General features: G+C 65.8%; 20 protein-coding genes. 10 read left to right on the plus strand and 10 right to left on the minus strand.

The genetic code is table 11. The features are described 5' to 3' along the window. Window positions 1-31: 31 nt before the first annotated feature. The 5 genes from HL666_RS02570 (at window position 32) to HL666_RS02590 (ending at window position 4,502) form a co-directional block, all read left to right on the plus strand. On the plus strand, window positions 32-844 hold the full coding sequence (locus tag HL666_RS02570) for an ABC transporter ATP-binding protein (RefSeq protein WP_172179724.1): 813 nt from the start codon (window positions 32-34) through the stop codon (window positions 842-844). Then, window positions 844-1,629: an ABC transporter permease gene (locus tag HL666_RS02575; RefSeq protein WP_172179726.1), complete on the plus strand. Its 786-nt coding sequence runs from the start codon at window positions 844-846 to the stop codon at window positions 1,627-1,629. The genes HL666_RS02570 and HL666_RS02575 overlap by 1 nt, the downstream gene beginning before the upstream one ends. Window positions 1,630-1,850: 221 nt before the next feature. Continuing rightward, window positions 1,851-2,864, plus strand: coding sequence for an ABC transporter substrate-binding protein (locus HL666_RS02580; RefSeq protein ID WP_172179728.1), 1,014 nt, complete (start codon window positions 1,851-1,853; stop codon window positions 2,862-2,864). A 4-nt stretch (window positions 2,865-2,868) separates the two neighbouring features. Next, complete coding sequence (locus HL666_RS02585; RefSeq protein WP_172110930.1) at window positions 2,869-3,582, plus strand: NUDIX hydrolase; 714 nt, start codon at window positions 2,869-2,871, stop codon at window positions 3,580-3,582. Beyond that, window positions 3,582-4,502: a polyphosphate kinase 2 family protein gene (locus tag HL666_RS02590; protein ID WP_172131763.1), complete on the plus strand. Its 921-nt coding sequence runs from the start codon at window positions 3,582-3,584 to the stop codon at window positions 4,500-4,502. Before HL666_RS02585 ends, HL666_RS02590 begins: the two co-directional genes overlap by 1 nt. A gap of 152 nt (window positions 4,503-4,654) precedes the next feature. Here HL666_RS02590 and HL666_RS02595 read toward each other — a convergent pair whose 3' ends face one another. Both HL666_RS02595 and HL666_RS02600 read right to left on the minus strand, forming a co-directional pair. After that, window positions 4,655-7,405, minus strand: coding sequence for an EAL domain-containing protein (locus tag HL666_RS02595; RefSeq protein ID WP_172179730.1), 2,751 nt, complete (start codon window positions 7,403-7,405; stop codon window positions 4,655-4,657). A gap of 141 nt (window positions 7,406-7,546) precedes the next feature. Next, entirely contained in the window at window positions 7,547-8,776 is a 1,230-nt protein-coding gene (locus HL666_RS02600; protein ID WP_172179732.1) for a FecR domain-containing protein, read from the minus strand. Window positions 8,777-8,958: 182 nt separating this feature from the next. Between HL666_RS02600 and HL666_RS02605 the strand changes: the two genes are divergently transcribed. Beyond that, on the plus strand, window positions 8,959-10,704 hold the full coding sequence (locus HL666_RS02605) for a ShlB/FhaC/HecB family hemolysin secretion/activation protein (RefSeq protein WP_172179734.1): 1,746 nt from the start codon (window positions 8,959-8,961) through the stop codon (window positions 10,702-10,704). Window positions 10,705-10,813: 109 nt separating this feature from the next. Here the strand turns inward: HL666_RS02605 and HL666_RS02610 are convergent, their stop codons facing one another. The 5 genes from HL666_RS02610 to HL666_RS02630 form a co-directional block, all read right to left on the minus strand. Continuing rightward, window positions 10,814-11,362, minus strand: a complete 549-nt coding sequence (locus HL666_RS02610; RefSeq protein ID WP_172131766.1) for a hypothetical protein — start codon at window positions 11,360-11,362, stop codon at window positions 10,814-10,816. 117 nt (window positions 11,363-11,479) lie between these two features. Further along, on the minus strand, window positions 11,480-11,692 hold the full coding sequence (locus tag HL666_RS02615; RefSeq protein WP_172110924.1) for a hypothetical protein: 213 nt from the start codon (window positions 11,690-11,692) through the stop codon (window positions 11,480-11,482). Window positions 11,693-11,833: 141 nt separating this feature from the next. Then, entirely contained in the window at window positions 11,834-12,169 is a 336-nt protein-coding gene (locus tag HL666_RS02620) for a DUF7684 family protein (RefSeq protein WP_488225950.1), read from the minus strand. Window positions 12,170-12,340: 171 nt separating this feature from the next. After that, window positions 12,341-13,123 (minus strand): sulfite exporter TauE/SafE family protein, encoded by a 783-nt coding sequence (locus HL666_RS02625; protein ID WP_172131767.1) that lies wholly within the window; start codon window positions 13,121-13,123, stop codon window positions 12,341-12,343. Between the two features lie 509 nt (window positions 13,124-13,632). Then, entirely contained in the window at window positions 13,633-14,880 is a 1,248-nt protein-coding gene (locus HL666_RS02630) for a multidrug effflux MFS transporter (RefSeq protein WP_172110921.1), read from the minus strand. A 205-nt stretch (window positions 14,881-15,085) separates the two neighbouring features. On the opposite strand from HL666_RS02630, the gene HL666_RS02635 reads away from it, so the two are divergent. Both HL666_RS02635 and HL666_RS02640 read left to right on the plus strand, forming a co-directional pair. Beyond that, window positions 15,086-15,406, plus strand: coding sequence for a YqfO family protein (locus tag HL666_RS02635; RefSeq protein WP_172110920.1), 321 nt, complete (start codon window positions 15,086-15,088; stop codon window positions 15,404-15,406). Between the two features lies 1 nt (window position 15,407). After that, window positions 15,408-16,013 carry a CAP domain-containing protein gene (locus tag HL666_RS02640; RefSeq protein ID WP_172110919.1) on the plus strand — a complete coding sequence of 202 codons (606 nt, stop codon included), beginning with the start codon at window positions 15,408-15,410 and terminating at the stop codon, window positions 16,011-16,013. Between the two features lie 10 nt (window positions 16,014-16,023). On the opposite strand, the gene HL666_RS02645 is transcribed toward HL666_RS02640, so the two are convergent. Beyond that, window positions 16,024-16,749 (minus strand): Crp/Fnr family transcriptional regulator, encoded by a 726-nt coding sequence (locus HL666_RS02645; RefSeq protein WP_172179736.1) that lies wholly within the window; start codon window positions 16,747-16,749, stop codon window positions 16,024-16,026. A 130-nt stretch (window positions 16,750-16,879) separates the two neighbouring features. Between HL666_RS02645 and HL666_RS02650 the strand changes: the two genes are divergently transcribed. Both HL666_RS02650 and HL666_RS02655 read left to right on the plus strand, forming a co-directional pair. Further along, a complete protein-coding gene (locus HL666_RS02650) occupies window positions 16,880-17,107 on the plus strand; it encodes a hypothetical protein (protein ID WP_172110917.1) in 228 nt (75 codons plus the stop codon). Window positions 17,108-17,181: 74 nt separating this feature from the next. Further along, window positions 17,182-17,745 carry an HXXEE domain-containing protein gene (locus HL666_RS02655; RefSeq protein WP_172110916.1) on the plus strand — a complete coding sequence of 188 codons (564 nt, stop codon included), beginning with the start codon at window positions 17,182-17,184 and terminating at the stop codon, window positions 17,743-17,745. A 9-nt stretch (window positions 17,746-17,754) separates the two neighbouring features. On the opposite strand, the gene HL666_RS02660 is transcribed toward HL666_RS02655, so the two are convergent. Together HL666_RS02660 and HL666_RS02665 are read right to left on the minus strand one after the other, a co-directional pair. Then, entirely contained in the window at window positions 17,755-18,921 is a 1,167-nt protein-coding gene (locus HL666_RS02660; RefSeq protein WP_172110915.1) for a PepSY-associated TM helix domain-containing protein, read from the minus strand. A gap of 14 nt (window positions 18,922-18,935) precedes the next feature. Beyond that, window positions 18,936-21,239: a TonB-dependent siderophore receptor gene (locus HL666_RS02665; protein ID WP_172179738.1), complete on the minus strand. Its 2,304-nt coding sequence runs from the start codon at window positions 21,237-21,239 to the stop codon at window positions 18,936-18,938. Window positions 21,240-21,509 lie beyond the last annotated feature (270 nt).

Raw genomic sequence — 21,509 nt, forward strand, 5'->3', positions numbered from 1 at the left:
GTCCCGGCCATTTTCGGGGAGGAACTTGGACGTGACGCAGTCAACGGCCGCCGCGGTTTCGCTGGACGGGACCACGGTCGCATTCCGTCTCGCCGGCGGGCGCACCTATACCGCCGTGGAGACGGCCGATCTCGCCGTCGCCGACGGTGAGTTCGTCGCCATCGTCGGGCCAACCGGCTGCGGCAAGTCCACGCTTCTCAACGTCGCCGCCGGGCTGCTGAAGCCGGCCGCAGGCCACGTCCGCATCTTCGGCCAGCCGCTGGCCGGCCTCAATCGCGATGCCGGCTACCTGTTCCAGGCCGATGCGCTGTTCCCGTGGAAGACGGCGCTGGAGAACGTCGCCATCGGGCTCGAGGTCGCCGGCACGCCGTCGGCCGAGGCCACAGCCAAGGCACAGCAATGGCTGACCTCGGTCGGCCTTGGCGCCTTCGGCAACCGTTATCCGCACATGCTGTCGGGCGGCCAGCGCAAGCGCGTCGGCCTCGCCCAGGTCCTGATCCGCAATCCCCGCATCATCCTGATGGACGAGCCGTTCGGTCCGCTCGACGCGCAGACGCGGCAGATCATGGGCAATCTGCTGCTCGATCTCTGGAACGCCGACCGCAAGGCGGTGCTGTTCGTCACTCACGACCTGGAGGAGGCGATCGCGCTCGCCGATCGCGTCGTCATCATGTCCGCCGGGCCTGCCTCGCGCATCATCGGCGACTGGCGCGTCACCCTGCCGCGCCCGCGCGACATCTTCGAGGTGCGCATGAAGCACGAGTTCCACGAACTGCATCGCGAGATCTGGCAGACGCTGAAGGCCGAGGTCGAGAAGACCTACAAGCAGGCGGAGGCGGTGTGATGTCGCGTCTCGGTCTGCTCGCGCTGCAATTGCTCGTCGCCGTGGTCGCGATCGCGCTGTGGCAGTTCTTTGCCACCGTGCCGGTGTTCGGCCGCATCCTGCTGCCGCCGTTCTTCTTCTCCAATCCCGCCGACGTATCGGCGCAGGTCGTGAAATGGTTCACGACCGGCTCGATCTGGAAGCATCTCGCCATCACCTTGTGGGAGTCGATCCTGGCCTTCACGATCGGCTCGTTCGGCGGCGTGCTGGTCGGCTTCTGGTTCGCGCGCAAGCCGCTGGTCGCTGCGGTGTTCGATCCCTACGTCAAGATGGCCAACGCCCTGCCGCGCGTGGTGCTGGCGCCGATCTTCACGCTGTGGCTGGGCTTGGGCATCTGGTCCAAGGTCGCGCTCGGTGTGACGCTGGTGTTCTTCATCGTCTTCTTCAACGTCTATCAGGGCGTGAAGGAGGTCTCGCCGGTGGTGCGCGACAACGCGCGCATGCTGGGGATGAGCGAGCGGCAGCTGATGCGCCACGTCTACTGGCCCAGCGCGCTGTCCTGGATGTTCTCGTCGCTGCACACGTCGGTGGGCTTCGCCGTGGTCGGTGCCGTCGTCGGCGAGTATCTCGGCTCGGCAGCCGGCCTCGGCTATCTCATCCAGCAGGCCGAAGGCATCTTCGACGTCGCCGGCGTGTTCGCTGGCATGTTCGTGCTGTCGGCGTTCGTGATCCTGATCGACATCTGCGTGACGCTGGTGGAGCGCAGGCTGCTGGTGTGGCGGCCCGATGCGGCGGATGGAAGATGAGGGGCGCGGTGCTCCCACATCCTCCGCCGTCGTCCCGGCGAACGCCGGGACCCATACCGCGTGATATCGCGGTTGGAAAAGACGGGTCGTCCGGTGTGCCCCAAACCACTCCCTGGGGTTATGGGTCCCGGCGTTCGCCGGGACGACGGCGGTGGGTGGCGCGGCCTTCTAAAGCCACATCAACACGCCTAATCTGACCAACGACAGAACGGAGGAAACATATGAACAAGTTCATCAACAGCGTGACCGGCGCGCTGCTGGCGTTGACGCTGAGCACCGGGGTTGCCAGCGCCGCAACCAAGGTCACGATCGCGGTCGGCGGCGGCGCCTGCCTGTGCTATCTGCCGACGGTGCTGGCCAAGCAGCTCGGCGAATATGAGAAGGCCGGGCTCGACGTCGAGCTGGTCGACCTCAAGGGCGGCTCGGACGCGCTGAAGGCCGTGCTCGGCGGCAGCGCCGACGTCGTCTCCGGCTATTTCGATCACTGCGTCAATCTCGCGGCCAAGAAGCAGGAGATGCAGTCCTTCGTCGTGTACGACCGCTATCCCGGTCTCGTGCTCGTCGTGGCACCGTCGCATAACAAGGAGATCAGCTCGATCAAGGATCTCGCCGGCAAGAAGGTCGGCGTCAGCGCGCCGGGCTCCTCGACCGACTTCTTCCTGAAGTACATGCTGAAGAAGAACGGCGTCGATCCCACCTCGACCGCCGTGATCGGCGTCGGCCTCGGCGCCACCGCGGTGGCGGCGATGGAGCAGGGCCAGATCGACGCGGCCGTGATGCTCGACCCTTCGGTCACCGTGCTGCAGGGCAAGCATCCGGACCTCAAGATCCTCAGCGACACCCGCACGCAGCACGACACGCTGGAGGTGTTCGGCGGCGAATATCCCGGCGGTGCGCTGTATTCGACGGTGGCCTGGATCTCCGGCCACGAGAAGGAGGCGCAGGCGCTGACCAACGCCATCGTGGCGACGCTCAACTGGATCCATTCGCATACGCCGGAGGAGATCATGGCGAAGATGCCGGAGGAACTGGTCGGCAAGGACAAGGCGCTCTATCTCGCCGCGCTGAAGAACACGATTCCGATGTACTCGCAGACCGGCAAGATGGATCCGAAGGGCGCCGACGCCGTGCTCGCGGTGTTCTCGACCGGCTCGCCCGACGTCGCCAAGGCCAACATCGACGTCAGCAAGACCTTCACCAACAAGTTCGTCGAGCAGGCCAAGGGCGCGAAATAAGCGGATGCCCGACGTCATCATCCACCGCGTCACCGCGCTCGACCTCAAGGTCGAGCCGTGGGACTGGCCGTTCGCGCAAGCGCGCCGCGACGACATCGCGGCGCATTTCGCCGAACGGCAGCGCGAGAAGCCCGGCCTGTGGAATGGACGCATCCTGCTCGGGCGTGATGCTCGCTTCGAGAACGGCCAGTTCTCGGCGAGCTATTTCGAGACCGATTTCGCCAGCCTGCTGGCCTGGCGCGACTGGGGCTTTCCCGACCGCACAGCCTTCAACGGCTTCGGCATGGGCGCGCTGCGCGCGGCCGACGGCGCCTTCGTGCTCGGCGAGATGGGCGCGCACACGGCCAATGCCGGGCGGCTGTATTTTCCGGCCGGCACGCCGGATCTCGCCGATGTCGATGGCGGCACGCTCGATCTCGCCGCCAACGTCGCGCGCGAGGTCGAGGAGGAGACCGGACTGAGGCCCGCGGACTATCGCGCGTCGCCACATTGGGACTGCGTCATGACCGGCGCCACGATCGCCATGATGCGCGTGCTCGATGCGCCCGAGACCGGCGATGTCCTGCAGCGCCGGATCGAAGCCAACCTCGCTGCACAGCACGAGCCGGAACTCTCGGCGATCCAGCTCGTTCGAAGCCGGGACGATCTGACGGCGGCGATGCCGCGCTTCGTCACCGCCTTCCTCGAAACGCAGTTCGACGCAGGAGAGACGTCCTGATGAGCAAGACAGCGCGCTCACTTGCCCGTGAGCTTGATCCGTTCATCTCGCCGTTCCGGATCGATGGCGGCCACAAGTTTCACCTCAAGTCGCACAAGACCAAGGTGAAGGGCGGTCTCGACAAGGAGGAGGGCGAGGCGATCATCGAGGAGAACCGCAAGCGGCTCGCCGACTTCCAGGAGAAGCTCTATGCCCAGGACCGTTGGTCGGTGCTGGTGCTGCTGCAGGGCATGGACGCCTCGGGCAAGGACAGCGCCATCAAGAGCATCTTCGAGGGCGTCAATCCGCAGGGCTGCGAGGTGACCTCGTTCAAGCAGCCGACCTCGAAGGAGCTCGATCACGACTTCATGTGGCGCAGCGCCATCGCGCTGCCGGAGCGCGGCCGCATCGGCATCTTCAACCGCTCCTATTACGAGGAATGCCTGGTCACGCGCGTTCATCCCGAGATCCTCAAGGCCGAGAAGCTGCCGCCCAGGCTCGTCACCAAGACCATCTGGCGCGAGCGCTTCGAGGACATCTCCGCCTTCGAGCGCTACCTCACGCGCAACGGCACCGTGATCCTGAAGTTCTTCCTCAACATCTCCAAGGAGGAGCAGCGCGAGCGCTTCCTCGACCGGCTGGAGCAGCCTGCCAAGAACTGGAAGTTCTCGATGGGCGACGTCACCGAGCGCGCCCGCTGGGAGCGTTACCAGGCGGTCTATCAGGACATCGTGCGTCACACCTCGACGCCGTTTGCGCCTTGGTACGTCGTGCCCGCCGATCACAAATGGTTCGCCCGCGTCGTGATCGGCTCGACCATCGTCGCCGCGCTCGAAAGCCTCGATCTGCATTTCCCGCGCGTCGATCCCGCCTCCCTCGACGAGTTCAAGGCGGTGCGCAAGGCGCTGGAGAACGAGGGCAAAGGCGGGAAGAAGGGCTGACGGGAAGCGCGGGCTGAAGCGAGAAGCGCACTCGTTCGTCATTCCGGGCTCGCGCTACGCGCGCCCCGGAATGACGGAGGAGAGGGCGGCTCATATCAGTTTGAGGCGAGCATGAGGGATCATGCTCGGCCGCTCGCTCCCGCAACCTCATCTCACGCCGCGCCCGCCCGTCGCGTGTCATCCACCTGCAGGAATCGCTGGGTGAAATCCGCCGCCGGCATCGGCTTGCCGAAGTGATAGCCCTGGCCGTGCTCGCAACCGAGGCGCAGCAGGAATTCCGCCGTCGCCGCATTCTCGATGCCTTCGGCGATCACCGAGAGCCCGAGCTGCTTGCTGAGGCTCACCGTCGAGCCGACGATGGCGGCGTCGTCGGCCCGGGTCAGCACGTCGCGCACGAAGGAGCGGTCGATCTTCAGGCCGTCGAGCGGGAACTTCTTGAGATAGCTGAGGCTCGCATAGCCGGTGCCGAAATCGTCGAACACCAGGCTGACGCCGAGCGCCCGCATCCGGTTGAACGTCTGCAAGACACCTGGCTCGTCGTGCAGCAGGATGTCCTCGGTGACCTCGAGCTCCAGCAGACGTGGCGACAGGCCGGTCACGGTGAGCAGCTTGCTGACGAAGGCCGCGAGGTCGCCGGACTGGAACTGCGACGGCGACAGGTTGACGCCGACGCGGATTTCATGGCCGTCGAGCTGCCATGCGCGCGCCTGCCGGACGGCGGTCGTCATGACCCAGGTCGCGACGGCCTCGGAGAGGGGCGAGGTGTTGACGACCGGAATGAAATCGCCTGGCGGCACGAGGCCGCGCGTCGGATGGCGCCACCGGATCAGCGCCTCGGCGCCGATGACGCGGCCGCTCAGCAGGTCGACTTGCGGCTGGTAGAACAGCTCGAATTCGTTTCGCTCGACCGCCAGCGCAAGCTCGGCTTCGAGCGTCAGCCGCTGCTCGATCTCGCGGCGGATCGCGCTCTCGAAGATCACGTGGCTGCCACGCGCGTCGGTCTTGGCCCGGCACAAAGCGAGGTGGGCGTTGCTGAGCAGCTCGTCTGCCGTGTGCCCGCCCTCGGGATGCACCGCGACGCCGAGGCTGATCTTGACGCGCTGCTGGCGCGCGCCGGCTTCCAGCGGTGCCTCGAACAGGTGTGACAGATGCTCGGCCAGCTCGGCCACGGTGCCGCCGATGGCGGAGCATGGAATGGCCACGGCGAACTCGTCGCCGCTGAGCCGCGCGACCCGGCCCATGCTGCCGATCTCGCGGTGAAGCCGCTCGGCCGCCGCACGCAGGACACGGTCGCCGAAGCTGTGGCCGAGCATGTCGTTGATGTGCTGGAAGGCATCGAGCCCGATCACCAGCAGCACCACGCGGTCGGACACGGCATCCGCGGTTGCGATCATGCCGGCAAGTTCGGCCTGCAGCGTGTTGCGGTTGATCAGGGCGGTGAGCGTGTCGTACTCGGCGAGATAGCGGATGCGCGCAGCCTCACGCTTGCGCACCGAGATGTCGCGCAGGATCACGCCATATTGCAGGCCCTCGGCGCCCTGCCAGGCGGAGAAGCTGGCTTCCACCGGAAACACCTCGCCATCCTTGCGGCGGCCTTCGAACTCGACGGTCGCGCCGCCGGGCAGCAAGGTTGCAGGCAGCGCGGCCTCCTGCTGCGGGAACAGCTCGCCGGTCTCGCTGCCGTCGGCGCGCAGGCGTGCGAAAGGCTGGCCGATGATCTCGTCGGGGCCGTAGCCGAAGATCGCGACCGCGCCCGGATTCCAAACCGTGATTCGCTTGTCCTGGTCGGTGCACACCAGCCCGTCGCCGATCGACATCGCGATGCGCTCGAAGCGGCTCTCCGCGACGTGCCGCAGCAGCCCGCGAAAGTCGATCTCGTCGAGGGCCGTCGCGGCGAGATAGGCGACCAGCGCGATCTGCAAAAGCGAGGTGTCGAACGTCAGCGCGTAGCGCACGTGCAGCAGCACGGCGACGGCCTCGATGCCGATGCTGATCATTGCGATCAGCAGGGCGCGCCGCGCCGCCGAGAGAGAACGCCAGCTCAACAGCATGGTCATCACGATCAGCAGCAGGCCAGCCACGGTCGCCGTCATCGATGTCGAGAGCAGGGTGCGATGCTGAATGATGGATTCGGCCGCCAACGCCTGCAGCACGACGCCTGGCAGCACGCGGCCGTTGGGTACGCTATAATAGTCGCCGAGCTCGATCGCGGTCGCGCCGACGATCACCCGCTTGTCCTTGAGTTTCGCCAGCGCCGTGGCGTCGCCGCGGAGAATATCGACATAGGAGACCTTCGGCAGGGACGACGGATCGATGCCGTAGTCGACCAGGAAGGACATATCCGTGGTCGCATTGCTGCCGGCGAGAAAAGCGCCCATCGACTGCAGGAAGGTTTTGTCGTCGCGATCGCCGAAGGCGTAGCTTCGGACGCGGCCGTCGCGCGCGACCTCGATGTTGACGAGCGCCGTCCATGCCAGCTGCTCGAACGGCGTCAACGGCCGGTTGACGTGAATGCCTGCCTCTTTTCCCGTCGTATTGAGCTGCTTGAAGATCGGCAGCACGACCGAGCCCTTGGCGTTCTGCAGCGCCGCTGCGAAAGCCTGGTCGGACGCCGCGTCGGACGGCGCGCTGAAATCCACGTCGAAGGCGACGTCGCGCACGCCGGCGCGCTGCAGCTGTTCCAGCAGGCGGGCGTGGGCGGTGCGCGGCCACGGCCAGACGCCGATGGCCTCGAGCGAGCGCGGATCGATCGCGACCACCGCGATCTCGCCGCTGGCGGGACGGCTGTCGAGGCGGAAACGCAGGTCGATGAGTGCATGGCTCAGCAGCTCGTAGCAGCCGGACAGGCCGACCGTCAGCAGCGTGACCACCACCAGAATATGCGGCATGAACCGCCTGAGCATGCCCCCTCCCGAATGTCCGCGCGCCAGGCCTATGCCCGCTTTCGCGATCCCAAACTTAATCTGCCCTCGTCTGCAGTGTCGTCAGCCGCCCCGCAGTCGCGTCGTGGACCGAGGCGTGACGTCGCGCTCGAAGCGGTCACATCAATCCTTGCCGTGGCCATAAGCATAGGCGTTGCCGCGGCCGCTGTTGCCATGGCCGCTATTGCCGCTATTGCCGCTATTGCCGTTGTTGCCGCTATTGCCGTTGTTCCCGTGACCGCTGTTCCCGTTACCGCTGTTGCCATTCCCGCTGTTGTTGCTGCTGCCGTTCCCGTTGTTGCCGTTCCCGTTGCCGCCGTTGCCATTGCTGGCGGCATTGGCGCTGGCGGAGCCGCTCGGCGAGCCGACTGCCGCAGTCACAGCGGCTGCCACCGAGGAATCTCCCGACGTGCCGCTCGCCGCTGCGCTGCTCGTCGAATTGCCGCTACCGCCTCTGGCATCGCTCCAGGCGGTGCTGCGTCCGCCGCCGCCGGCGGAATGCGTGCCGTGGGCGAGGCCGCGTGTGGCCTTCTGGATGTTGAGATTGACCTCCCCGATCGAGCTCGAGATCCGCACCACGTTCGGACGCGCGCCGACGGCGGCGGTGGCGGAGCGCTGCGGCGACGGCGTCGATGGGCCTGGACGGATCGCGGGGCCGTTGCTGTTCAGCGCGTGGATCACGCTGCCCCTGGCTTCGCGCGGCGCATGCAGGCCATCGCGCGGCACCGGAACCCGATCGATCGTCGGCGCGCGGGGGCGTCCCTGCTCGATCGGGCTGAAGCTGCCGGCGCCGGACAGGCTGAGACCGGATCGACCGGTGTTGAAGGTTGTGGCGGCCTGGCCGGGCATGACCTGCGCAATCTGACCGGTCTTGAAGTCGGACACCTGCACCTGGCCGCGGCTGACCTCGACCTTGGTGCTGCGGCCGGAGATGGTGACGCTGAACTGCGTCCCCTTCACCACGGCGGCCAGATAGGGTGTTTCAACCTCGAAATGCTGCACGTTGCGCTTCTCGACATCGAGCAGGATCGAGCCGGCGCGCTGCAGGATCGTCGTCGCCATGCCGTCCTTGGCCGAAGTCGGCAGGCCGACCTCCGAGTTCGGTGCGATCACCATCGTCTCGGCGCCGCGCGTCAGGCGCACGCGCCCGGTCGGACCGGTGCGGATCGTATCGCCGGGCTTCAGCGCGTCGTCCCGACCGAGGGACACCTGTGATGCGCCAGGGCTCGTGACCCAGACATCGCCCGACGACTTGTTCACCAGCCATGGATCGCCGTCGGCTCCGCTTGCAGCAGACGTTGCGCCGATGAGGCACGCGATCAGTCCTGGTATCAGGAAGCGCTTGGATGACATGGCGGCGAACTCGCGTCGTTGATAGCCCTTGAAACTAATCAAAATGTTTCAAGAGACCCTTAGGAGTTGCGGCCCGGTTTTCTTCACGCATTTACGCTTCATTGACCTTAACAAACTAAGAACGAGGCATGCGTGCTCGTCGTGTCGAGGGAGAGGAAAGTCCTGCGGACCGGCGTGCCGGTATGCCCGCACGGCACGCTCTGCTCGGGTTCCGCGGAACCGCGCTCGTCACGTCGCTCTGTTTGTCTGCCGTCTGGGCTGCCGGTGCCGCTCAGGCACAGCAGGTCAGCCAGCCGAGCTTCGATCCGCGCCAGACCGAGCGGGTTTTCGACGAGCAGTCGCGCTCCGCGCAGCCGGCACCGCCACGGCCGCGCGCGCCGCTATTCGAGACGCAGAAGAGCGTGGGGGATCGCAAGCCTTTGTTCACCCTGCGCGGCGTGACGCTGACGGGGGCCTCGGCGCTGCCGGCCGATCAGCTCGCGGCGGCCTATCAACCCTATCTTGGCAAGCCGGTGTCCCAGGCCGACCTCGCCGACATCGCGACCGCGATCGGCGACCAGTATCGCGCGGCCGGATTTCATCTCAGCCGTGCGATCGTCCCCGCGCAGGACATCAGCGGCGGCAGGGTGCGGATCCAGGTCATCGAGGGCAGCATCACCGACGTCAGCCTGAAAGGCGAGGGGGCGGAGGAGTTCGGCATCCGCCCGATGCTCGCGCCCGTGCTGGCCGAGCATCCGTCGCGCCTCGCGACGCTCGAACGGCAGCTGCTGCTGATCAACAGCCGCGGCGGCGTCCGCCTCGCCGATTCTGCGCTGGAGGAGATCGGCGGCACCACCGGCCGCTTCCGCCTCGTGCTCGATCTCAAGACCTGGCACGTCTATGGCTTTGCCGGTGTCGACAATCTCGGCTCATCCACCGTCGGCCCGTGGCAGAGCTACGCCACCGCCGCGTTCAACTCCTATTTGTTGCCGGGCGATACGCTCACTGCCAACCTGTCGACGACCCCCGGCGATCCGCGCCAGCTCGCGTTCGGGCGGCTGTCCTATGACGTGCCGGTCGGCATCGATGGCGCTCACATCGGCGCGTCCGCGCTGTACAGCGAGGTGCGGCCGGGCGACAGGAGGCGGCTCTTCAACGACAACACGGTGACGGAGACGTTCGAGCTGCGCGGCGGCATCGCACCGGTCCAGTCGCAGCGCGCGACGTTGAACCTGACGCTCGCGGCGGCGTTCAGCGACGTCACCGAGCGCGACGTGTTCGGCATCTGGTATCGCGACCGGATCCGGACGCTGACCCTCACGGCGGACTATCGCTGGAAGGATGACGTCGGTGGCGACAACTACCTGACGCTGGCCTACCGGCAGGGTCTCAACGCCTTCGGCGCGACCACGGCCGGCGATCCCCTGGCGTCGCGCAACGGAGCGTCGCCGAGCTTCTCGGTCGTCAACGGCTGGTTTGCGCGCTACCAGACGCTGTCGGAGACATGGTCGCTGAAGATTGCCGGCGCCGGCCAGCTCGCCTCCGGGCCGCTGTACAATGCGCAGCAATTCTATCTCGGCGGCCTGTCCTACGGCCGCGGCTATGGCAGCGCCGAGATCAGCGGCGACAATGGCGTCGCCGGCACCTTCGAGGTTCGCTTCGAGCAGAAGCCGGACTGGGCCTATCTCAAGAGCTATCAGCTCTACAGCTTCTTCGACGCCGGGCTCGCCTGGAATGACGGCTTCCGTCCGTCGGATGGCGTCGCGCTGACCTCGGCGGGGGCCGGCGTGCGCTTCACCTTCCCGAACGACTGGCGCGCCGATCTCGGCGTCGCCGTCCCGCTCGGCCACCGTGCGCCGGACAATTCGACGCGCAGCGCGCGCCTGCTGCTGACGCTGTCGAGCGTGCTGAAGCTGTGCCCGCAGCGCGGCCAGGGGCCCTGCATCTGAAATTTCGTGCCGGTTGGGTCTGGGAAGCGGACGGTCCCGCAGCCCGGCCGTGAGGGCCGGCATGGGCCAATAGGCGTCATCAGCTCACCACACTTCAGAACGCTCCACATCAGGCCTCAGAACCTCCTTTGGGATGGATGCGGCGATCATCCAACCCTCCCCTCCAACGCGCCATGACTTTCTCCTCGTAGCGCGGCTTATCAAATCTGACTAGGCCGTTGTCCTCGATAAGAAAGATATCATCTCGCTTCGCGACAGCTTCCAGGAAGCGGCTCGATCGAATGCTGAGCTTGACTTCGCCGCGATGTTCAAAATGGCTGTGCAGCATTTCGAATGAGAACATCGCGATGCAATAATTGTCAAAGGTCTCAAATTTGGAGAAGTCGGTGTCTGCACATTCTTCCAAAGTCATTACAGGGTAAAAATAGGGTCCGAACACGAGCGGCCTCGGTTGGAGAGCCTTGAGAATACCAATTTCCTGCAACGTACCGGCGGGCCACTCCCAGCAGCTCAAATGTCCATGATCAAAGGCCTCGCGTAGCGAGCCGTCTTCATCAGGAAGCGATTGTATCCACCCTTGCGCGCGGTCGAGATCCATCTTCCGATAAACCTCGAACAAAAACTCGTACACGAGCGCGGCTACTGTCGCGTTTCTCATTCCCAACCTCTATGACGCCAGCCATCAAGGATAATTTGGCAATTGCCAATGAATATTACGGTGTTCTTTCGTATTAAATGGCCGCACAGGGACAAACTCGGAACATCTAGCTTCCTGCTAGAAGCGTTTGTGGTCCGGCGCCCGAACCCCGTGCAGCTTCTCGCGCTGTTCCTCGAGCCAAGTCAATTGCCTTAAGGCGGACTTGCGCAGCGATGAAGATCCGACGCTATTGGCGCGGTATTCCATCCAAGCGATCTGCTGATTGAGCTGAGACAATGACAGGGCGCGAACCTCGGCTTCAGTCATCGCCATCACCGCGCGTTTACCCATGGAGCCGATCCCTTCGCCGAGAAACCGATCAATAACAGGCAGTGGCTACCACCTCCGACGACATTTCGTCAAAATGGGAGCCTTGGTCAGCTTCGGGTCATAGGCGGACGTGGGCCGGCAGCGGCGCGCCAGGGTTAGCTCCTAGAACCGGACCTGCTCGATTCGATCGTCGGGCTTCGCGGGCCAGCTGGCAACAAAGTCCAGCACTTCCGCGAGCGGTTCGTCAGGATGCAATGTGGTCATAAGCTTTCCGATCCGACCAGGATCCGAGCCATCCCCGACGACAATCTCGTCGATCAAATCGTGCACCAAGCTCGCATCCGGCCCCACAGCCGCAACCAACACGACGCCATCGGCGAGGCAGGCCTCGACAAAGGAGTCGAGTTTCGCAGGATCAACGAGAGGTGTGTGCAGAATGATCTTTCGAGCGTAGGGCATGCGTGAACGTAGGACAGAAGTCGGATCGCGACAATCAATTGGAGAACTTGATGCGGCATCTGTCCGTTTCGAGTCAAAAGCCGCCTTTTGGGGTCCGGCGGCTTAGTTCTGGTTGAGCCTGAGAGGCGGACGTGCGCAGCGCTGACCGGATGGTCGGGGATGATGGGCCAGGAGGAGACATTCAGGTGCAGGGGCCGGATATTGCGGCCTTCATTCGTGTCGCCAGACCTTCACGGCTGAGATCACCAAGATGGCGGCGAGACCCGGCAGCAGAACTGCATTTGGTACGATACCGAGGAGCAAGCCGCCAGCGAACGTGCCAATCACTGATCCTGCGGCCATAGCAAGCATGAACGGCCAATTGGCGTGCAGCACTGCAAAACTCTGGTCGCGGCTGTAGCGTGCAAAGCCCACCAGGATTGTCGGAAGGCTCACTGCGAGCGAAAGACTGCCGGCCAGCTTCACGTCGGCAGCGAACATCAGGATGAGCGTCGGGATAAGAAACTCGCCTCCGGCCACGCCGAGTAGTGACGCCACGACGCCAATAACGAAGCCTGCGACGACGCCCGCGACAACCAAGTACACGCCGGTCAGAGGCGGTACGCTTCCTGCTTCGGTATCGTGCGCGAGCAGCAGCACGCCAGCTATCACGACAAGCAATGCGGCAATGATCTTGTAGAGCGTCTCTGATTTGAGGCGCGTCGCCCAAGCAGCGCCCGCATATGCGCCAACAAGGCTACCCGCAAGCAAGTTGACGATGATGGGCCAGTGCGCGCCAATTTCGTCAAAAGGCACGGTGCGAGCCCGGAATGGCAGTGCGGTCGCCACCACGACCAAGCTCGTCGCCTTGTTCAGGATCACGGCTTCAAGACCGCGAAATTTGAACAGGCTGATGAGCAGAGGCAGCCGAAATTCTGCGCCACCAAGGCCGATAAGACCGCCCAATGTACCAATGGCGACGCCGGTGCCGAAAGCGGCAGGGTTGCTTCTCATAGGATCACGATAGATGAGGCGCAAAACTGCGCCAACGATACTTGCCCGTGATCCGTCACGGCGGAGAGTTTCACACCTGCTTACGGCAGGGCGTGGGGCCAGCACAAATCCTAGCCCAGGATTTCGGCCAATCACAAGCCGCGAATGTCAGCTTCGGGTCGGGAGCGGCCGATCGGTCCCGCGACCGCTTGCGTCCGGCCGAGGCCCAGAAGCCGGCATTGCCCCGCAGGCCAGAAGGTCCACTTCGGATCACGAGCCGCCGCGCCGAAGAGGTTGGCATCGCGGCGGCGGCGTCCCAGAGAGCTGCCGATTTGTGCATGGTGCGAGTCGATGCAGTCGGACAAAAGCGCGCTGCGCGCTCCACCAGTTTCATTTTCGGCCGACGGCAGATGCGATGCAGCCTGCCCGTGCGGCCGATCAAAAATCTCCGTGCCGAAAGGCTGGATCCCTCGGCCGGCGCGATGCGCCGACCTTCTCCCAACGAGGCGAGCTGAAACGAGACTGCGGATCTAGGCCGGCTTGCCCTGACCGTGGAACAGCCGGCCCTTCTCGGTGATCAGCACGATCACCAGCGCGGTCGCCGTGCACGCAAGGAAGCCGGTCGCGAACGGCAGCGGCGTGCCGTCGAAGGCCTGGCCGACGACGGCGCCGGCGGCCATGCCGAGCAGGGTCGTGATCGAGCCGTACAGCGAGGAGGCGGTGCCGGCATTGGCGCGTTGCGGCTCCATCGCGAGCGCAGTGAAGTTCGCGAACATCAGGCCGAACGAGAACATCATGCCCGCCGACAGGGTCATGAACAGCCAGAGCGGCAGCAGGCCCAGCATCGCAGCGCTGAAACAGACCAGCGCGATGACGACGGCGCCGACCAACGCGCCATGCGAGATCATGCGCATGCCGAGCCGGCCGACCAGACGAGCGTTGAGAAAGCCGGCGATCGCGATGGTCACCGCGATGGCCGCAAAGGCCAGCGGGAAATAGTGACCGAGCCCGTAGAATCCGGTGAACAGCTGCTGCGACGACAGCACGTAGCCGAGCACGGCGCCGAAAATGCCGCTGGCGGCGAGCGCATAGCCGAGCGTCTGCCGGTTGGTCAGCGTGGCACGGAAGGCGTCGCTGATCGCGGCGACCGAGAACGGCTTGCGTTCGTTCTCCGGCAGCGTCTCAGGCAGCCGGAAGATGGTCCACAGCAGCGCGACGATGCCGTACACGGTCAGCACGACGAAGATTCCGCGCCACTGCGTCAGCAGCATCACCGCCTGGCCGAAGGCCGGCGCAACCACGGGAATGGCGATGAACACCATCATGGCCAGCGACACCACGCTCGCCATGCGGCGGCCGGCGTAGCAGTCGCGCACGATCGAGGTCGCGATCACGCGCGTCGCAGCCGTGCCGAGCCCTTCCAGCGCGCGCGCCAGCAGCAGCGTCTCGAACGAAGGCGCGGCGATCGCCAGCAGGCTGGCGATCACGTACAGCACCATGCCGCCGACCAGCACCGGGCGGCGGCCGAAGCTGTCCGACAGCGGCCCGATCGCGAACTGGCCGAAGCCGAAGCCGATCACGAACGCCGACAGCACCATCTGCACGCGGTTGGCGCTGCCGATATGGAAGGCCGAGCCGATGTCCGGCAGCGCCGGCAGCATCATGTCCATGGCGAGCGGGTTGAGCGCCATGATCGCCGCGATCACGATCACGAACTCGGTGAAGGCCATCGGCTGGTGGCGGACGATTTCGATGGTGTCGGCACTGGTATCAGCCAAGGCGCGGGCCTTCCATGATGTCGGTCGAGCGGGGGAATAGCGTCGAGCATAGGTATCGGATTTGCTGCGACGCACAAGGCGCGTTTCGGAATGGCTGGTCAACGGCCCGGCTGGCGCGATTGTGACCGCGCGTGAGCTGGTGAAAATTGCGCCATTCCCACGGCGATGGTAACGCGCGTGTGATCGACTGGCGGATCGCACGCGCATGAAGACCTACAAGATCGTCGTCTATGTCCCAGCAGCGAATGGAGAGGCCGTGCGCCGCGCCATGGGCGAGGCCGGTGCCGGGCGCATCGGCAACTACGATTACTGTTCGTTTACCATGACCGGCACCGGCCGCTTCCGGCCGCTCGCCGGCGCCAATCCGACCATCGGTGCAGTCGGCCGGCTCGAGACCGTCGCGGAGGAGCGCATCGAGACCGTGTGTGCCGAGGACCGGCTGCGGCCGGCACTCGCGGCGATCCGTGCCGCGCACCCGTACGAGGAGCCGGCGATCGACGTCTATCCGATCGAGCCGGTGGAATAGCATGCCCGCCCTTCGCCTCGTTGCTGCGACGCTGGTCGCCTCGCTGATGGCCCTGTCGCCTCCTGCGGCGGTGGCCCAGGACAGCGCGCCCGCCGAGCAGATCTCGGCCTTCCGCCTGAAGCACGGCGAGGGCCGGGTCACCCGCGATGCCACGCTCGACCGCATCGCGATGGAGCAGGCGCGGGCGATGGCCGACAAGGACGACCTCAGCCATGAGGTGCTCGGTCCCTTCACCCGGCGCGTCGCATCGTCCAAGGCCGGCCGCGCCGCCGAGAACATCGCCTATGGCTACGACAATTTCGACAAGACGCTCGGGCAGTGGATCAACTCGGCCGGCCATCGCAAGAACCTCTTGCTGCCCAAGGCGACCAAGGTCGGCATTGGCAGCGCGAAGAACGCCAGCGGCAAGCGCACCTATTGGGCGATGGTGATCGCCGGCGACTACGATGCCGACAAGCCGAAGGGCAATCCGAAGAGCAAGGGCAAGCCGGTCGTGGCGCAGGCCAAATCCGAAACGAAAGCTGCGACGCGCTGGGGCGCCAAGCCGCCGGCGTCCCCGTCAAAGCAGTGTCATCTCAACATCAAGGTGATCGGCCTTTGCATCTGACGCTCTGGTCTCAGCGCAGCTGCCTATTCAGGTGCAGAAAGCCGGGATCGAACTCGCCGATTGCGCAGAGACCCTGCCAGTTTGAGATCGTCAGCATGCCGCTGCGGAAATCGACGGCGCGGCTGGCGCGCAGCTCGACCAGCGTGCGGTTGACGGTGGCGATCGCCATGCCCAGCGCTTCGCCGAGCTGGACCAGGCTGACCGGCAGCCGCAGCTGCTCGTCACGGACGAGCCCCAGCGCGCGGGCGCGATAGAACAGCTCGCAGAACAGATGCGCCATGCGCGCCGGCTTGCTGCGCGCGCTGTTGTTGGTGATCGCCTCGCGGAAGATCGCCGCATCGATCAGGGTCTCGCGCCAGATCGCAAAGCCCAGGGCCGGGCGCCTAGTGATGGCCCGCGTCAGCTCCTTGTGCGCAACGCCGGCGACGACGGCCGGGCCGATCGCGCAGACGGCGTGGTCCATGCGGTCCAGGAACAGCGCCTGCGCGTCCGGCCAGTCGCCCGGCATGTGGAAGGAGAGATATTGCCGCTGGCCCCCTGACAGCAGATGATAGCGCGCCACCCAGCCGGACATCACCACGACCGATAGATTCGGCTCGTCACCTTGCCGGATGAGGTCCTCATGGTCCGCCAGCTCGCGCTGGGCAAAGCTGAAATTCCTCACCTCGGCGATGTCGTCGGCCGACAGGCGGGAATGCTCCTTGAGCTTGTTGACGACGATCTTGTCGGCTTCCATGGAAAATCGGGCCCGTTGATCCTCTCGCGTATCAAATGAGATGGTGCGGCTCGCAGTTCCTACTAAAGTAGATATTGGGTATCAGGAGATGCGGAAGCGAGTTGCCGGTCGCCGCATCGGGAGAACTGCCGTGCCCCACATCGCGTTCCTCTACCGGCTCCGCCGCCTGTTCGGCGGTTCGGGTCCACATATCGAGACCATCGCGGCGGCGCTGACCGAGGGACGCCTCAAGCAGCCCGCGCATCCGATGTCGGATCAGGAGCTGTCGCGCGCGATCCGCGAATTCCAGAGCCTGCCGCCGACCGAGGACAGCCTGAAGAAGCTCGCGCGGCGGCTCGGCGACGTCGGCCACGACTAGACCGGCTTCCGATCCGGTGTTTCCCCGGAGGAACCCGGCTTGGCAACGCCGTTCGACTCGCGCATCAATGGGGGATGCTCGAGCTTCTCACCCGCCACTGGGTTGCCGCTGCCGGTTTCATGGCCGCAGCGTTGCTGGTGCTGGTGCCGCTCCTGGCGGCCGATTGGCCGCTCGCGCTGTTGCTGATCTTCCTGCATTCGCCGGGCTATATGATCCACCAGGTCGAGGAGCACACCGGAGATCGCTTCCGCAGCTTCGTCAACACCGTGATGTTCGGCGGCCGCGAGGCGCTGACCACGGTCGACGTGCTCTGGGTCAATTGCGGCGCGGTCTGGGGCATCGATCTGATCGCGCTTTACGTGGCGTGGATCGCCGGCCCCGCCTGGGCGCTGGTTGCACCCTATCTGATGCTGGTCAACGCGCTCGGCCATATCGGCCCGGCGCTGCGCTTCCGCAGCTACAATCCCGGCCTCGTCACCGGCATCGTCCTGTTCATTCCGCTCGGCCTCGTCACCGTGCTGACGATTCCCGCGACAGCGGCGCAGCATGCGCTCGGCTTCGGCCTGTCGCTGCTGCTGCACATCATCATCGCGGCCAACGCCATCCGGCGTGCGTCGCATGCGCCCGCTGCGGCCTGAGCGACGGATCTATTCGCCGGGCACGAGCTGGACGGTCGGCTGCGGCGCCCGCCGCCGCAGCCTGCGCCGCGACAGGTAGAGCAGCACGCCCGTCACGGCGAACAGCGGCATCAGCGCGGCGGCGAGCATGAAGAGAAGCTGGCCCGGCCAGCCGAGGATGCTGCCGCGATGGATGTCGAGAATGCGTGCGAGCACGCGTTCGCCGAATGTCCCGTCGGCGTAGCGCTCGGCCGTGGTCAACCGCCCCGTCGTCCCATCGATGCGGAATTCGTCGCGGCGTCCGTCGTGACCCTCGCTCGGCCAGGTGCGTACGCGCACCATCGTGCCGGCGCCGGCGGGCAGGGTGAGCTGCATCACGGCGAAGCGATCTCCGACCTGGTCGCGCAGCGTGGCCCACACCAGATCGAGCGCCAACGGCTTGGCTTGGGTGTCCGCCTCGCTCCGGCCGCGCGCCGCTTTGCCCGGCATCGGCGTTGCCGCCGGCGCGAGCAGCCATGTCAGCCCGTCCTTGTACCACGCATAGGAATAGGACAGGCCGGTCAGCGCCATGATCAGATAGACCGGCAGCACCCACGTGCCGACGACGCTGTGCAGCGAGCGATGCAGGCCGCGGCCGCCGAGGCCGAACTGCGGCTTCAGCCACGCCTTCGCGCTTGTGGCGCGGCGGGGCCAGCGCAGCACGACGCCGGTGATCAGCAGCACCACGAGCCCAAGCGCCGCCGCGCCGGTGATTTGGCGGCCCGCGCCATTGCCGTCGCCGGGCAGCAGCAGCCAGCGATGAAGGCGGCGCACGGTTGCGAAGAACTCTTCGCCGCGGGGCTCACCGAGCACGCGGCCATCATAGGGATCGACCAGCAGAGAGGAGGGGCGGCCGCCGTCGGTGTTGCGCGCGAAGCGGACGCGGACCGCCGCCGCCGGATCGCGCGACAGCGTGATCGCCGAGACCTTGCCGATGTCCGGATCCGCCTGCAGCCGCGCGATGAGCGCGGCGGGGGCGAGCGGTGCCTCTGCGCGCGGCGCGACATGGGCCAGCGCGGCGTTGAGGCCGGCCTGGATCTCGTCCTCGAAGCTCATGATGGCGCCCGTGAGGCCGATCAGGCTGAGGATCAACGCCGCCGTCAGTCCCACGATGGAGTGGAGTTGCAGCAGCGCCGGCTTGATGCGCAATGCCGTCATGCGGCGCCTCTCGTCTAGAACTTCACCGTCGCTGACAGCGACACCCGCCGTGCATCGCCGAGTGCGACGTTCAGCGCGCTCACCGCCGAGGGATAGTAGACGTTGTCGAACAGGTTCTTGACGTTGAGCTGGTAGATCACCGGCAGGTTCTGATGCCTGGTCTCGTAGGTCGCAAAGATGTCGGCGACGACGTAGGACGGCAGCACGAAGCTGTTGGCGGCGTCACCGGCGCGGTCGCCGACATAACGCGCGCCGCCGCCGAGCCGGAGCTTGCCAGGCACCGCAGTGCCGAAATCGTAGACCAGATACAGCGAGGCGGTGTTGAGCGCGACGTTCTGCAGACGCTTGCCGCGATAGGTCGGATCATCGGTGACCCGTGCGTCGGTGTAGCCGTAGCTGCCGATCATGCTCCAGGCGTCCGAGAGCTTGCCGGTGATGTCGACCTCGGCGCCGCGCGAGCGTACCTTGCCGGCGGTGGTGTATTCCACGACGTTGCTGGCGTTGGTCTGCGACACCAGCACGTTGCTCTTGTCGATGTCGTAGATCGCGACGGTGCCGGACAGCCGCTTGTCGAGATCGAACTTGAAGCCGGTCTCCCAGGCCTTGCCTTGCTCCGGCGCGATGTTGGAGCCGAGCACGACGCCGCCGGTGAGCGGGGCGATGGTCGAGTTCGGCTTCAGCGACTGCGTGTAGCTGGCATAGAGCGAGAATTGCTCGTTCAGCTTGAGGATGGCGCCGCCGAGCGGCAGCACCTTGTCGGCGGCGACGTCGGTGTTGGCCTTGAACGGCCGGCCGCGGCCGGCGATCTGCTCGTAGTCCATGTAGCGGACGCCGCCGACCAGCGCGAATCTGTCGGTGAGATGCAGCGTGTCCTGCAGGAACAGCGAGTAGGTGCCGAGCTTGTCGGTCTGGTCGCTGTCGGTCGCCGAGATCGTCGTGCCCGGCTGGATCAGGCCGTAGACCGGATTGTAGACGTTGAAAGCAAGCGAGGCCGGGACCGTCTGGCGGATCAGGTCCTGGCGATAGATCGTGCGATATTGCGCGTCGCCGCCGAACAGCACCTCGTTGCGCATCCCGCCGATCCAGAAGCCGCCCTGCACGTAGGAGGTGCCGTAGCTCACCCGGCTGAGCGAGCCCCAGGTGCCGTCATTGCTGCGGGTCTCCATGCCGTTCGCATCGATCTTGGTGATGCGCAGCTGGTTGGCGCTGAAGCTTTCGGTGTTGTAGCTGTAGGCCGCGTTGAGCTTCCAGTCCTCGTTGAGCTTCTGCTCGACCGAGGCCTGCACCAGGTCGGATTGTCCCCACATGTTGTTGAACGGCTCGTCGAGCCGCCGCGTCGCTGGGATCGCCAGCGGCGCACCGTTGACGAAGGCGGTGCCGCGGTCGAACGGGGTGATGAACTCGCGGTGCTCGTAGTTGAGCTGGACGGTCGTCGTGTCGCCGTACCAGGCGAGCGACGGCGCCACCAGCATCTCGCGATGGCGGCCGAAATTGCGCCAGTAGTCCTCGCTGACGCCGTAGCCGATGAAGCGATAGGCGAGGCCGCCATCGCCGATCGGGCCGGTGATGTCGAGCATGCCGTCGGCGCCGGTCCTGTTGTTGGCATAGGCCGAGCCGAGCAGCGTCACCGAGCCGTGCTGATACAGCTCCGGCCGCTTGCCGATGGTGTTGACGATGCCGCCGGGGTCCATGATGCCGTACAGCAGCGAGGCCGGCCCCTTCAGCACCTCGACGCTCTCCACTGCCGCATTGAGGCTGCGGCCCTGCACCAGCGGCATGCCGTTGCGCATGATCGAGCCGTCGCGGTTGTCGCCGAAGCCGCGACGCATCACGGCGTCCTGGGTGCCGGCCAGCGTGTTGGCCTGGGTGACGCCGCTGATATTGGCGAGCGCATCGTCGATGTTGCGCGGCAGCTGATCCTTGATCACCTGCTCGGGCACGATGTTGACGGATTGTGCGCTGTCGAGCGGCGAGGCGCCGGAGCGCAGGGTCGTCGCGCTCGGCATTGCGCGATAATTGAGCTTGGCGGCATTCAGCGCCGCGGCTTCCGCGGCGACGCGCTCCGCGCGTGTCGGCATCGCCGGTGGCTGCACGGCGCGACGTTGCGGCGTGGCCCGTGCCTGGCGCTGCGGCCCGCTGACAGCGGTCGCAGGCTTGCGCTTCGCTGCCGGCGCGTCGACCGTCACCGGCGGCAGCGTGGCCTGGGCATTTGCGGGAGAGGCGCAGACGAGGTCTGCGGTCAGGGCACTCACGAGCGCGATCGCGCCATACATGCCGGTTCGCGCGCGATCCGCGCGCGGGCCGTTATCGTCCGTCATCGTTCACTGCACTTCCAACGTCGTGCCGTCCGAGGTGGCGGCGCTTGACGTGAGGTCTAGCAACGCGATGCAGCAATGAACACGGCGCACGTACTTGAATCGCTCTAAGTCATTGGGTGTTTCGTTGTTGGAATTGAATCGAACCTGCGCACTACGCGGCGTCTTTGCGGCATCGTGCGCCTCGTGATCATCGCACGCTGCATGATCGTGCAACTGCCCGGCCGACGCACAAGCGACGGCGCTCCATCCGTTCGCCGGATGGAGCGGCCC

Source organism: Bradyrhizobium aeschynomenes (assembly GCF_013178945.1).
Classification (GTDB): Bacteria; Pseudomonadota; Alphaproteobacteria; order Rhizobiales; family Xanthobacteraceae; genus Bradyrhizobium; species Bradyrhizobium aeschynomenes.

What these genes read in the sequence shown, in the direction of transcription:
- HL666_RS02615 (WP_172110924.1), bottom strand. Translation starts at nt 11,692, where the DNA reads ATGGGTAAACGCGCGGTGATGGCGATGACTGAAGCCGAGGTTCGCGCC.
- HL666_RS02605 (WP_172179734.1), top strand. Translation starts at nt 8,959, where the DNA reads ATGCCCGCACGGCACGCTCTGCTCGGGTTCCGCGGAACCGCGCTCGTC.
- HL666_RS02590 (WP_172131763.1), top strand. Translation starts at nt 3,582, where the DNA reads ATGAGCAAGACAGCGCGCTCACTTGCCCGTGAGCTTGATCCGTTCATC.
- HL666_RS02580 (WP_172179728.1), top strand. Translation starts at nt 1,851, where the DNA reads ATGAACAAGTTCATCAACAGCGTGACCGGCGCGCTGCTGGCGTTGACG.
- HL666_RS02640 (WP_172110919.1), top strand. Translation starts at nt 15,408, where the DNA reads ATGCCCGCCCTTCGCCTCGTTGCTGCGACGCTGGTCGCCTCGCTGATG.
- HL666_RS02665 (WP_172179738.1), bottom strand. Translation starts at nt 21,239, where the DNA reads ATGACGGACGATAACGGCCCGCGCGCGGATCGCGCGCGAACCGGCATG.
- HL666_RS02645 (WP_172179736.1), bottom strand. Translation starts at nt 16,749, where the DNA reads ATGGAAGCCGACAAGATCGTCGTCAACAAGCTCAAGGAGCATTCCCGC.
- HL666_RS02655 (WP_172110916.1), top strand. Translation starts at nt 17,182, where the DNA reads ATGCTCGAGCTTCTCACCCGCCACTGGGTTGCCGCTGCCGGTTTCATG.
- HL666_RS02660 (WP_172110915.1), bottom strand. Translation starts at nt 18,921, where the DNA reads ATGACGGCATTGCGCATCAAGCCGGCGCTGCTGCAACTCCACTCCATC.
- HL666_RS02585 (WP_172110930.1), top strand. Translation starts at nt 2,869, where the DNA reads ATGCCCGACGTCATCATCCACCGCGTCACCGCGCTCGACCTCAAGGTC.
- HL666_RS02575 (WP_172179726.1), top strand. Translation starts at nt 844, where the DNA reads ATGTCGCGTCTCGGTCTGCTCGCGCTGCAATTGCTCGTCGCCGTGGTC.
- HL666_RS02610 (WP_172131766.1), bottom strand. Translation starts at nt 11,362, where the DNA reads ATGAGAAACGCGACAGTAGCCGCGCTCGTGTACGAGTTTTTGTTCGAG.
- HL666_RS02600 (WP_172179732.1), bottom strand. Translation starts at nt 8,776, where the DNA reads ATGTCATCCAAGCGCTTCCTGATACCAGGACTGATCGCGTGCCTCATC.
- HL666_RS02625 (WP_172131767.1), bottom strand. Translation starts at nt 13,123, where the DNA reads ATGAGAAGCAACCCTGCCGCTTTCGGCACCGGCGTCGCCATTGGTACA.
- HL666_RS02595 (WP_172179730.1), bottom strand. Translation starts at nt 7,405, where the DNA reads ATGCTCAGGCGGTTCATGCCGCATATTCTGGTGGTGGTCACGCTGCTG.
- HL666_RS02635 (WP_172110920.1), top strand. Translation starts at nt 15,086, where the DNA reads ATGAAGACCTACAAGATCGTCGTCTATGTCCCAGCAGCGAATGGAGAG.